Source organism: Priestia sp. GS2, from assembly GCF_036409025.1.
GTDB classification, from domain to species: Bacteria; Bacillota; Bacilli; order Bacillales; family Bacillaceae_H; genus Priestia; species Priestia aryabhattai_A.
Genome location: NZ_JAZGJX010000001.1, coordinates 767136 through 779856 on the forward strand (window position 1 = coordinate 767136; position 12721 = coordinate 779856).

Annotated in this window: 10 protein-coding genes; all 10 read left to right on the forward strand. The window is 39.2% G+C overall.

Annotated features, from left to right (window positions below):
* Window positions 1–95: 95 nt before the first annotated feature.
* The 10 genes from V2145_RS04000 to truB all read left to right on the forward strand — a co-directional run bounded on the left by V2145_RS04000 (window position 96) and on the right by truB (window position 12714).
* Window positions 96–1796 (forward strand): proline--tRNA ligase, encoded by a 1701-nt coding sequence (locus V2145_RS04000; RefSeq protein WP_094912557.1) that lies wholly within the window; start codon window positions 96–98, stop codon window positions 1794–1796.
* Window positions 1797–1950: 154 nt separating this feature from the next.
* Entirely contained in the window at window positions 1951–6261 is a 4311-nt protein-coding gene (locus tag V2145_RS04005; protein WP_131888187.1) for a PolC-type DNA polymerase III, read from the forward strand.
* A gap of 393 nt (window positions 6262–6654) precedes the next feature.
* Window positions 6655–7125: a ribosome maturation factor RimP gene (rimP, locus tag V2145_RS04010; protein ID WP_094912555.1), complete on the forward strand. Its 471-nt coding sequence runs from the start codon at window positions 6655–6657 to the stop codon at window positions 7123–7125.
* A 41-nt stretch (window positions 7126–7166) separates the two neighbouring features.
* Window positions 7167–8282: a transcription termination factor NusA gene (gene nusA / locus V2145_RS04015; RefSeq protein WP_094912554.1), complete on the forward strand. Its 1116-nt coding sequence runs from the start codon at window positions 7167–7169 to the stop codon at window positions 8280–8282.
* Window positions 8283–8294: 12 nt separating this feature from the next.
* Window positions 8295–8570: an RNase P modulator RnpM gene (gene rnpM / locus V2145_RS04020; protein WP_094912553.1), complete on the forward strand. Its 276-nt coding sequence runs from the start codon at window positions 8295–8297 to the stop codon at window positions 8568–8570.
* Window positions 8567–8875, forward strand: coding sequence for a YlxQ family RNA-binding protein (locus V2145_RS04025; RefSeq protein WP_100346932.1), 309 nt, complete (start codon window positions 8567–8569; stop codon window positions 8873–8875). The genes rnpM and V2145_RS04025 overlap by 4 nt, the downstream gene beginning before the upstream one ends.
* Before the next feature lie 20 nt (window positions 8876–8895).
* Window positions 8896–10938 carry a translation initiation factor IF-2 gene (infB, locus tag V2145_RS04030; RefSeq protein WP_330987341.1) on the forward strand — a complete coding sequence of 681 codons (2043 nt, stop codon included), beginning with the start codon at window positions 8896–8898 and terminating at the stop codon, window positions 10936–10938.
* Entirely contained in the window at window positions 10935–11213 is a 279-nt protein-coding gene (locus V2145_RS04035) for a DUF503 domain-containing protein (RefSeq protein ID WP_094912551.1), read from the forward strand. Before infB ends, V2145_RS04035 begins: the two co-directional genes overlap by 4 nt.
* 115 nt (window positions 11214–11328) lie before the next feature.
* Complete coding sequence (gene rbfA / locus V2145_RS04040; RefSeq protein ID WP_094912550.1) at window positions 11329–11694, forward strand: 30S ribosome-binding factor RbfA; 366 nt, start codon at window positions 11329–11331, stop codon at window positions 11692–11694.
* A gap of 105 nt (window positions 11695–11799) precedes the next feature.
* Window positions 11800–12714, forward strand: coding sequence for a tRNA pseudouridine(55) synthase TruB (truB, locus tag V2145_RS04045; RefSeq protein ID WP_131888496.1), 915 nt, complete (start codon window positions 11800–11802; stop codon window positions 12712–12714).
* Window positions 12715–12721 lie beyond the last annotated feature (7 nt).

Sequence of the window (12721 nt, forward strand, 5' to 3'; positions counted from 1 at the left end):
TGAACAAGTTAAGCCCCTGTAAATAGGGGCTTACTGTGGTTGTAAAAGCGTGATAAACTATGAAAATAGAGAAGTGAGTAAAGAGGTGCGAGGTTATGAGACAAAGTGCAACATTAATTCCTACATTAAGAGAAGTACCTGCTGATGCAGAAGTAAAAAGCCATCAGCTTTTATTAAGATCAGGTTTTATTCGCCAAAATGCTAGTGGCGTATACAGCTTCTTACCATTAGGTAAGAAAGTGCTTCACAAAGTCGAAGAAATTGTAAGACAAGAAATGGAGCGTGCTGGCTCAGTTGAATTACTAATGCCTGCACTTCAACAAGCAGAGTTGTGGAAAGAGTCTGGTCGTTGGTATTCGTATGGACCAGAATTAATGCGTATGAACGATCGTCATAGTCGTGAATTCGCTTTAGGTGCAACCCATGAAGAAGTTATTACAAGTTTGCTTCGTGATGAAGTAAAATCATACAAAAGATTACCTTTAAATCTATATCAAATCCAAACAAAGTTTCGTGATGAAAAACGTCCACGTTTTGGACTATTACGTGGTCGTGAGTTTGTGATGAAAGATGCTTATTCTTTCCATGCTTCACAAGAAAGTTTGGATGAAGTGTACGACAAGATGTATGAAGCGTATAGCCGCATCTTCGAACGCTGCGGATTAAACTTCCGCGCAGTTATTGCAGACTCAGGGGCAATGGGTGGAAAAGATACGCATGAGTTTATGGTACTATCTGAAATTGGTGAAGATACAATTGCTTATTCTGATACATCTTCTTATGCTGCCAATATTGAAATGGCTCCAGTCGTAACACAGTATGAGAAATCAAACGAAGCGCCTGTTGAACTTAAAAAAGTAAATACGCCTGATGTTCGTACAATTGAAGAAGTCGCAGCGTTCTTAAATGTGGAAGCATCATCATGTATTAAGTCGCTGTTATTTAAGGTAGATGACCGCTTTGTATTGGTCTTAGCTCGTGGAGATCATGAGATTAATGATATCAAAGTGAAAAATTATTTTGAAGCAACAGTTGTTGAGCTTGCAACACCAGAGGAAGCAAAAGAAGTGATGGCAGCTCAAATCGGTTCACTTGGTCCTATTCAAGTAAGTGAGAAAATTGAAGTAGTCGCAGATCATGCAGTAAAAGCTGTTGTAAATGGCGTATGTGGAGCAAATGAAGACGGTGTTCACTACCAAGGCGTGAATCCAGAGAGAGATTTTACAGCAACATATGAAGACTTCCGCTTTATTCAAGAGGGAGACGCTTCTCCAGATGGACAAGGTATTATTAAGTTCGCTAAAGGAATTGAAGTAGGTCACGTATTCAAATTAGGCACGCGCTATAGCGAAGCAATGGGCGCAACATACCTAGATGAAAATGGTCGTTCGCAGCCAATGATTATGGGCTGCTATGGAATTGGTGTATCACGTACATTAGCAGCAATCGCTGAGCAGTTTAACGATGAGAAAGGCTTTGTATGGCCTCAAGCTGTTGCACCTTATCATGTACATGTTATCACGGTAAATGTGAAGAATGATGAGCAGAGAGAGCTTGGTGAAACGTTATATAACCAGCTATTAGATCGTCGTGTAGAAGTATTGCTTGATGATCGCCAAGAACGAGTAGGGGTTAAATTCGCAGATTCAGATTTAATTGGAATTCCAGTGCGTGTTACGGTTGGTAAACGTGCTTCTGAAGGAATTGTAGAAGTAAAAATGCGTCAAACAGGAGAATCATTTGAAGTCCATGTTGACGAGGTAGAAGCAAAAATTATGGAAATGTTAGCTAAGTAATTTATGCTAACCTTAAAATCGCTCAATGCAAATATGACAAGTTTCGTATTTGCAGTTGAGCGATTTTCGTTTGATTTTATAAGCATTGCGTCAACAGCTGGTGCTAGGTTTATGTTAAAATGAAGTGCATTATTTTTTAAAGGAGGCAGAAGTTTTGGGAGAACAAACGCTAGGAAAAAAAGAGCGTTTTAAGCTACTGCTGCAGCAGTTAGAGTTAACGAGTGACCAAGTTGTTTCTTATTTTGACCAAGCCTCAATTGAAAAGGTAGTTATTAATAAAGAACAAAAAAAATGGCACTTTTATTTTCATTTTCAGCAAGTACTTCCGTTTAATGTATACGAGCTTTTTCAAGCACGTATTCAATCGGCTTTCTCACATATAGCAAACGTCTCTTTTTCTATTGTAGCAGAGACGAAAAATTGTACACAGGATGACATTCAAAGCTACTGGCAACATTGTATCAGCGAACTCCAAGGCATTTCGCCTTTACTAATGTCGCTTTTGCAAGGACAAAAGCCAATGCTAAATGGTGTAAAGCTAGTCTTAAATGCAAGACATGAAGCAGAAGGAACGGCTCTTCGAAAAAAATATGGTCAGCTAATTGCCGACCAGTACGCATCCTATGGTTTTCCGCAGATGCAGCTTGTAACTGAGGTTGTGCATTCTGAAGAAGCTTTTCAACAGTTTGTTGAGCAGCGTAAACAGGAAGATACCGAAAAAGTGTTACAAGCCATTACTGAAATGCAGAATAAAGAAAATGAGAAAAGTGATGGACCAGACGTACCAAAAGGTCCCCTCACAATCGGTTATACAATTAAAGATGAAGTGGTTTCACTTGATACCATTGTTGATGAAGAGAAGAGAATTGCGGTACAAGGCTATGTGTTTGATGCTGAAACAAGAGAACTTAGAAGCGGCCGTACGCTATTAATCTTTAAAATTACAGATTATACAAATTCCATTATGATTAAGATGTTCTCACGCGATAAAGAAGACATTCCACTACTTCAAGCAATTAAAAAAGGCATGTGGGTGAAAGTGCGAGGCAGTGTACAAAATGATACCTTTGTCCGTGATCTTGTTATGATTGGAAACGATGTGAATGAAATTTCTCCAATTACAAGACAAGATAAAGCTTCTGATGACGAAAAGCGTGTTGAACTTCATCTCCATACACCGATGAGTCAAATGGACGCCGTGACATCGGTGAGTACATTAGTCGGTCAAGCTAAAAAGTGGGGACATAAAGCAATTGCCGTAACCGATCATGCTGTAGCTCAATCATTCCCTGAAGCATACGGTGCCGGAAAGAAAAACGGTATTAAAATTTTATATGGCGTGGAAGCAAATCTAGTCGATGATGGTGTACCAATTGCATACAATCCTCAAGATGTTTCACTTCCAGATGCTACGTATATCGTATTTGACGTAGAAACAACAGGCTTATCAGCTGTGTATGACACGGTCATTGAGCTAGCTGCTGTTAAGATGAAAGAGGGAGAAATCATTGATAAGTTTGAAAGCTTTGCTAACCCGCATCACCCTCTTTCAGCTACAACAATTGAATTAACGGGCATTACAGACGATATGGTCCAAGATGCGCCTGATGCTTCAGAGGTATTAAAGAAGTTTAGCGATTGGATTGGAAATGACATTTTAGTTGCACATAACGCGAGCTTTGACATGGGCTTTTTAAATGCAGGATTACAGCGAGCTGGATTCGAAAAAGTGCAAAATGGTGTGATTGATACCTTAGAGCTAGCAAGGTTTTTATATCCACATATGAAAAATCACCGTTTGAACACGTTAGCGAAAAAGTTTGATATAGAGTTAGTCCAGCATCACCGTGCGATTTATGATGCTGAAACAACAGGCTATTTACTAGCAAAAATGTTAAAAGATGCGTTTGAACGTGATATCTTAAATCATAATCAGCTTAACGATTATATGGGAGAAGGGAATGCTTACCAGCGCGCACGCCCGTATCATGTGACGATGTTGGCTCAAAATGAAACAGGCTTAAAAAACTTGTTTAAGCTCATTTCAATGTCTCACTTAAACTATTTCTATCGTGTACCGCGTATCCCGCGTTCCAAACTTCAAAAGTTTCGAGAAGGGATTTTAATCGGGACTGCTTGCGACCGCGGTGAAGTATTCGAAGGAATGATGCAAAAAGGTATCGATGAAGTGCAAGAAGCAGCAGAATTTTATGACTATATTGAGGTACAGCCACCTGAAAACTACAAGCATCTCATTGAACTAGAGCTGGTAAGAGACGAGCGAGCGTTAAAAGATATTATTAATAATATTGTGAAGCTTGGTGAAAAGTTAGATAAACCTGTAGTTGCTACTGGAAACGTTCATTATCTAAATCCAGAAGATAAAATCTATCGAAAAATATTAATTAGTTCACAGGGTGGTGCTAATCCACTTAATCGTCATCAGCTACCAGACGTTCATTTCCGCACAACAGATGAAATGTTGGAGTGCTTTTCATTTTTAGACGCTAATAAAGCCAAGGAAATTGTCGTAACAAATACGCAAAAAATTGCTGATATGATTGAAGAAGTTAAGCCAATTAAAGACGACTTGTATACGCCGAAAATTGAAGGTGCCGATGAGGAAATGAGGGCGATGAGCTATGCGATGGCTAGAAGCATCTATGGAGATGATTTACCAGAAGTCGTTGAAGCAAGACTGGAAAAAGAGTTAAAAAGTATCATTGGTCACGGCTTCGCGGTTATTTATTTAATTTCTCATAAGCTTGTAAAGAAATCTCTAGATGATGGGTATCTTGTTGGTTCACGTGGTTCTGTTGGATCTTCATTTGTTGCGACAATGACGGAAATCACTGAAGTAAACCCATTGCCACCGCATTATGTATGTCCTTCGTGTAAGCACTCAGAGTTTTTTGATGACGGTTCGGTTGGTTCTGGATTTGACCTACCTGATAAAAGCTGCGTGGAGTGTGGCACGCCGTATAAAAAAGACGGACATGATATCCCCTTTGAAACGTTCCTTGGTTTCAAAGGAGATAAAGTACCAGATATCGACTTAAACTTCTCTGGAGAGTATCAGCCAAGAGCACATAACTATACAAAAGTATTATTCGGAGAAGATAACGTATATCGTGCTGGAACAATTGGTACCGTTGCAGAGAAGACGGCGTATGGCTATGTAAAAGGGTACGCTGGAGATCATGAATTGCACTTGCGAAATGCGGAAGTTGATCGATTAGTAGCAGGGTGTACAGGAGTAAAGCGAACAACAGGGCAGCACCCTGGGGGAATTATCGTTGTACCCGATTATATGGATATCTATGACTTTACACCAATTCAGTTCCCAGCAGATGATCGAAATTCAGAATGGCGCACAACGCATTTTGACTTCCATTCGATTCATGATAATCTCTTAAAGCTTGATATTCTAGGGCACGATGATCCTACGGTTATTCGTATGCTACAAGATTTAAGTGGGATTGACCCCAAGACCATTCCGACAGATGACCCGGAAGTCATGAAAATCTTTAGCGGAACAGAATCATTAGGAGTCACGGAAGAGCAGATTATGTGTAAAACAGGAACTCTCGGTATTCCTGAATTCGGAACCCGATTTGTTCGTCAAATGCTAGAAGACACAAAGCCATCTACGTTCTCAGAGCTTGTGCAAATTTCTGGACTATCTCACGGAACGGATGTATGGTTAGGAAATGCCCAAGAGTTAATCCGTAACAATATTTGTAACCTAAGTGAAGTAATTGGCTGTCGTGATGATATTATGGTGTATTTAATTTATCAAGGGCTGGAGCCTTCTTTAGCGTTTAAAATCATGGAATCAGTTCGTAAAGGGAAGGGATTAAGCCCTGAATTTGAAGAAGAAATGATTAAAAACGGCGTACCGGATTGGTACATTGATTCATGTAAAAAGATCAAGTACATGTTCCCGAAAGCCCATGCGGCAGCATATGTTTTAATGGCTGTACGTATCGCATACTTCAAAGTTCATCATGCACTTTTATATTATGCAGCATATTTTACAGTACGTGCCGATGATTTCGACATTGATACAATGATTAAAGGTTCAACTGCTATTAAATCGAAAATGGAAGAGATTAACGGTAAGGGACTTGATGCTTCTCCAAAAGAAAAAAATTTATTAACAGTGCTTGAACTTGCGCTTGAAATGTGTGAACGGGGCTATTCGTTCAAAAAAGTTGACCTGTATGAATCAAGTGCCGATGAATTTATTATTGATGGAACATCCCTAATCCCACCATTTAACTCTATTCCAGGATTGGGAACAAATGCGGCTTTAAATATTGTGAAAGCCCGCAAAGATGGCGAATTTTTATCAAAAGAAGATCTGCAGCAAAGAGGAAAAGTATCAAAGACAATTCTAGAGTATTTAGACAATCATGGTTGTTTAGAAAGCCTGCCAGATCAAAACCAACTTTCACTTTTCTAACATTTGCATAAAATAAGCGGTTATGATATAGTGAATGTGGAAATGCTAAGGATACGGACGAGTAAAGAGTGGGGAAACCCGCTCTTTCTTATTGATATGAACTTACGAACTAGTAAGGAGTATGGGAAACGAATCGGCGGTTAGCATGATTCGTTTTTTCTGTACGTGCATGCTTTTTAACTCGAGACGTTCTAGCATCGAAACTTAAGTATCGGACTGTATCACGGCGATATGAATTGAAAACATCCATTATTAATTTCATCATCCTTACTCATTAGTATATCGTGCGTATGTACCAGCTTCATACTAGGTATTGAAAGGACAGTATCAAATGTGTCCACTCTTTTTTAGATAAGAGACAGATATTTTGTTGTCTCGAAAGGAGGATTAGAAATGGGCAAAAGCGTAAAAGAAACAGTAGAAGAAATGGTTACACCAATTTTAGAAGAAATGAACTTAGAGCTAGTAGAAATAGAATATGTGAAAGAAGGGCGCGATTGGTTCCTTCGAGTTTTTATTGATTCTGAAACGGGTGTAGACATTGAAGACTGCGGAACTGTAAGTGAAAAGCTTAGTGAGAAAATGGATGAAGTTGATCCAATCACACACAACTATTTCCTTGAAGTATCTTCTCCAGGTGCTGAGCGACCTTTGAAGAAGGATAGAGACTTTGAACGTTCAATCGGTAAGCATGTATACATAAAAACATATGAACCAATTGAAGGTGCAAAGGAGTTTGAAGGCGAACTAGTAGCATTTGACGGTACAACAGTAACGTTGTCAATTCGCATTAAAACACGCACAAAAACAGTGGAATTACCATATGAAAAAGTTGCGTTTGCAAGGCTAGCAATTGTGTTTTAACGCATTAGCAACTAGCTAATATTAAAGGGGGATTAACCAAAATGAGCAGTGAGTTATTAGATGCCTTGGTAGTTCTTGAAAAAGAAAAAGGCATTAGTAAAGATGTTATTATTGAAGCGATTGAAGCAGCGTTAATTTCTGCTTATAAGCGCAATTTCAATCAAGCGCAAAACGTGCGTGTTGATTTAAATTTAGATCGAGGAACAATGCGCGTATTCGCACGCAAAGACGTTGTAGATGAAGTGTATGATCCTCGCTTGGAAATTTCAGTTGAAGAAGCCCAAGGAATCAATCCTAACTTCCAATTAGACGACGTTGTAGAGATTGAAGTAACGCCAAAAGACTTCGGTCGTATTGCTGCACAAACAGCGAAGCAAGTTGTAACACAACGCGTTCGTGAAGCAGAGCGCGGCGTTATCTACTCAGAGTTTAGCGATCGTGAAGAAGACATCATGACAGGAATTGTTCAGCGTCAGGATTCTCGCTTTATCTATGTAAGCCTTGGGAAGATTGAGGCTCTTCTACCACAAAGCGAACAAATGCCAAATGAACAATACAAACCACATGACCGTATTAAAGTGTATATCACAAAAGTGGAAAAAACAACAAAAGGTCCTCAAATTTACGTTTCCAGAACACACCCTGGATTACTTAAGCGTTTATTTGAAAAAGAAGTACCAGAAATTTATGATGGTACGGTTGAATTGAAGTCAGTTGCACGTGAAGCTGGCGATCGTTCTAAAATCTCTGTACACTCAGAATTTGCTGAAGTAGACCCAGTTGGTTCTTGTGTTGGTCCAAAAGGACAACGTGTTCAGGCTGTAGTGAATGAATTAAAAGGTGAAAAAATTGATATCGTTCGCTGGTCAAATGACCCGGTAGAATTTGTGGCAAACGCGCTAAGTCCATCAAAAGTATTAGAAGTAATGGTAGATGAAGAAGAGAAAGCAACAACGGTTATCGTACCGGATTACCAGCTGTCGTTAGCCATCGGTAAACGTGGACAAAATGCACGTTTAGCAGCTAAGCTAACAGGGTGGAAAATTGACATTAAGAGTCAATCGGAAGCAGAGCAAGAAGGTATTTATGTTCAAAAAAGTGATGACATGTTAGTGAGTCAACATGCATTTGATTCAGACGAAGATGACATGGAATAAGAGGTGAGCCAAATGAACAATCGTAAAAAAGTCCCGATGCGAAAATGTGTGGCCACTGGTGAAATGATGCCTAAAAAAGAGTTGGTACGAGTTGTACGCTCTAAAGAAGGTGAAGTTTCGGTTGACTTAACGGGTAAAAAGTCCGGGCGTGGTGCTTATTTAAGTAAAGATAAAGAAGCCATTTTATTGGCAAAAAAGAAAAATGTCTTATCCACTCACTTAAGCGCACCGATTGAAGAAGCAGTTTATGATGAATTGTTGACGCTTGTAGAAAAGGAGAAGCAATGACATTGAATAATGAAAAGTGGCTCTCTTTTTTAGGACTTGCAAATCGAGCACGTAAATTAATTTCTGGTGAAGAGCTTGTAATAGGAGAAGTACGTAAAAAAAAAGCAAAGCTTGTTCTTTTAGCCGGTGATGCATCAGATAACACAACAAAAAAAGTCATCGACAAATGCACGTATTATCAAATTCCGGTTCGAACCGTTGTGGATCGCTACGTTTTAGGAGAAGCAATCGGTAAAGATGCACGTGTTGTCGTTGCAGTGATGGATAGTGGCTTTGCCAAAAAGCTAATCACGATGCTCGATTAATCTTTTTGGGGGTGAAAATATTGAGTAAAGTTCGCGTACATGAATATGCAAAACAATACAATATTTCAAGCAAAGACGTTATAGAAAAATTAAAAGAAATGAATGTTGAAGTGTCTAACCACATGACAACGTTAGAGGATGAGCATGTGAAAAAACTAGATGCAGCACTAAATAATAATTCAAAACCAAATAACAATGATAAAAAAGGTAACAAAAAGCCAGCAAAACCTGCTGCCAATAAAGGTGGAAAAGGCAATAGAAAGCCTCAGGGAGGAAAAGGAAGACCTGCACCAGCACAAACAAAAGAACTTCCTGAAAAAATCACATACTCTGAAAGCTTAACAGTTTCTGAACTAGCAAAAGAGTTAGGCAAAGAGCCTTCAGAGATTATTAAAAAGCTGTTCATGGTTGGCGTTATGGCAACAATCAACCAAGAACTTGAAAAAGAAGCAATTGAACTAATCGCTGGCGAGTATGGCGTAGAAGTTGAAGAAGAAGTTGTGATAGACGCAACTGACTTTGAAGCAATGGAAATCATTGACGATGAGAAAGATCTTCAAATTCGCCCACCAGTTGTTACAATTATGGGTCACGTAGACCATGGTAAAACAACGCTATTAGATTCAATCCGTAACACAAAGGTAACTGCAGGAGAAGCTGGTGGAATCACACAGCATATCGGTGCTTATCAAGTTGTGGTAGAAGAGAAGAAGATTACGTTCTTAGATACACCAGGACACGCCGCGTTTACAACAATGCGTGCGCGTGGAGCAAAAGTAACAGATATTACAATTCTTGTTGTCGCAGCTGATGATGGTGTAATGCCACAAACAATTGAAGCGATTAACCATGCAAAAGCTGCTGAGGTACCAATTATTGTAGCTGTTAATAAAATGGATAAAGAAGCAGCAAACCCAGACCGCGTGATGCAAGAGTTAATGGAACACGGACTAGTAGCGGAAGAATGGGGTGGAGATACAATCTTCTGTAAGCTATCTGCTCTATCAGGAGAAGGTATTGACCAGCTTCTTGAGATGATCCTATTAGTAAGTGAAGTAGAAGAATTAAAAGCAAACCCAAATCGTCGTGCTGTTGGAACAGTTGTCGAAGCACAGCTTGATAAAGGCCGCGGTTCAGTAGCTACTTTGCTTGTTCAAAATGGAACATTAAAAGTTGGAGATCCAATCGTTGTCGGAAATACGTTTGGTCGTGTTCGTGCAATGGTAAACGATATCGGTCGTCGCGTGAAAGAGGTTGGTCCTTCAACTCCAGTTGAGATCACAGGTCTAAACGATGTACCTTTAGCTGGTGACCGTTTCATGGTGTTTGAAGATGAAAAAACAGCTCGTCAAATCGGTGAGCTACGTGCTCAAAAGCAGCTTGAACAACAGCGTGGTGAGAAAACGCGTGTAAGCTTGGATGATTTATTTGAGCAAATCAAGCAAGGTGAAATGAAGGACTTAAACTTAATCGTAAAAGCTGACGTACAAGGTTCTGTTGAAGCTCTAGCAGCATCTTTACAAAAGATTGACGTTGAAGGCGTAAACGTACGCATCATTCACACTGGCGTAGGGGCAATTACAGAATCTGATATCATCTTAGCAACAGCTTCTAATGCAATTGTAATTGGATTTAACGTACGTCCAGATGCAGGTGCAAAACGCACGGCAGAAGCTGAAAAAGTAGATATTCGTCTACACCGTATTATCTATAAAGTAATTGAAGAGATTGAATCAGCGATGAAAGGAATGCTTGATCCTGAGTTTGAAGAAAAAGTTATTGGTCAAGTTGAAGTTCGTCAAACGTTCAAAGTATCTAAAATTGGTACAATCGCGGGTGGTTACGTAACAGAAGGTAAGATTACGCGCCACAGCAGCATCCGTTTAATTCGTGATGGTATCGTTATCTTTGAAGGTGAAGTTGATGCTCTAAAACGATACAAAGATGATGCAAAAGAAGTAGCTCAAGGCTACGAGTGTGGGATTACAATTAAAAACTTCAATGATATTAAAGAAGGCGATGTTATTGAAGCATACGTAATGGAGCAAATCGATCCTAAGTGATTGGATTAGTGGAATGTGAATGTCTAATTTATAACGCAGCCTCACTCAAGGATAAGCGAGCTGTTTTACAGCGGATTATAATGCGCTTAAAACAAAAGTACAATGTATCGGTATCCGAAACGGATTTTCAAGATGTGTGGCAGCGCACAAAAATTAGCATAGTTGCAGTTTCGTCTAGTCGCGTCGCAACGGAACAAGAATTACAAAAAGCAATTGCTCTAATTGATTCTTTTCCAGAAATCGAGCGCACTATTACAACCTTTGATTGGTTATAATACCGATTATAAGTAGAAAAACTTTCTGCTAATGAAGTGTTTGAACCAATCAGATTTTTCAGGCTGATCTAATAACAGTCAGCCTGTTGAAGTGGTATAAAAGGGGTGACACAGTATGAAAATTAGAGCAACTAGAGTCGGTGAACAAATGAAAAAAGAGCTAGGCGAGATTTTAAATCGAAAAATTAAAGATCCTCGCATCGGCTTTGTAACGGTTACGGACGTTCAAGTTTCAGGCGATTTGCAGCAAGCAAAAGTATATATCTCTGTACTAGGGGATGCTGATCAGCGTGAGAATACGTTAAAAGGTCTTGCGAAAGCAAAAGGCTTTATTCGTTCAGAAATTGGTCAGCGCATTCGCTTACGTAAAACACCTGAAATTACATTTGAATTTGATGAGTCGATTGATTATGGTAATCGCATTGAGTCATTGCTTCATGAAATTAAAAAAGAAAGCAACGATGAGCAAGACCATAGTTAATGGATGATTAAACAAACTGCTCAAATGAGCATGATAAAGGGTGTCTCAACAAGTACATGTGCTTTTTGAGGCACCTTTTTTATGGAGGAAAAGGAGTTGAGTAAGTTGGATGGTGTTTTAGTTTTAAATAAGCCAGCGGGGATGACGTCTCATGATTGTGTTTTTAAAGTTAGAAAGCTATTAAGAACAAAAAAAGTAGGTCATACGGGTACGCTTGATCCGGATGTAACAGGTGTACTGCCCATCTGTATCGGTCGTGCAACCAAAATTGTAGAATATTTAACAGGTGCAACAAAAACGTATGAAGGGGAAGTAACAATCGGTTTTTCTACCACAACGGAAGACTCATCTGGTGATGTTGTAGAAAGAAGAGAAATAAATGAAACGTTTACGCGTGCTCAAATTGAAACAGTTCTTAAGTCTCTAACGGGGACAATTGAACAAGTTCCCCCTATGTATTCAGCTGTGAAAATTAACGGTAAAAAGCTATACGAATACGCAAGACAAGGAATTGAAATTGAAAGGCCTGCGCGTACTATTCAAATTTATCAGTTTGAACTTCTTGATGAGCGAGATATATTTACGGGTGAAAACATTTCATTTCGATTTCGAGTCACGTGTAGTAAAGGAACGTATGTTAGAACTCTTGCTGTTATGATTGGTGAGAAACTTGGTTATCCGTCTCATATGTCTTATTTAAAAAGAACAGGATCAGGTCAGTTTTCATTAACAGATTGCTTAACATTTGAACAGATTGAACAAGCAGTAGAAGAAGGAACAATTCAGTCGCTTTTACACCCTATTGAGCGTGCGCTCTTTCATTTGCCGAAATTCAAAATAAATGATACATTAGCAGAGAAAGTGAGAAATGGTGCGGTATTACCATGTCCAGAAGACGAATCTTTACTCGAAGGACAATTTCTAATGGTGGATTCAACTGGAAAATGCATGGCAATTTATGCGCAGCATCCCACAAAAAAACATTTAATTAAACCGGTAAAAGTCTTAGCAATCGACTGAATTGGTT

Bases quoted from the DNA above. Each gene is read 5' to 3' on its own strand.
- rbfA (WP_094912550.1), top strand. From the start codon at position 11,329: ATGAAAATTAGAGCAACTAGAGTCGGTGAACAAATGAAAAAAGAGCTA.
- V2145_RS04025 (WP_100346932.1), top strand. From the start codon at position 8,567: ATGACATTGAATAATGAAAAGTGGCTCTCTTTTTTAGGACTTGCAAAT.
- rimP (WP_094912555.1), top strand. From the start codon at position 6,655: ATGGGCAAAAGCGTAAAAGAAACAGTAGAAGAAATGGTTACACCAATT.
- nusA (WP_094912554.1), top strand. From the start codon at position 7,167: ATGAGCAGTGAGTTATTAGATGCCTTGGTAGTTCTTGAAAAAGAAAAA.
- V2145_RS04000 (WP_094912557.1), top strand. From the start codon at position 96: ATGAGACAAAGTGCAACATTAATTCCTACATTAAGAGAAGTACCTGCT.
- rnpM (WP_094912553.1), top strand. From the start codon at position 8,295: ATGAACAATCGTAAAAAAGTCCCGATGCGAAAATGTGTGGCCACTGGT.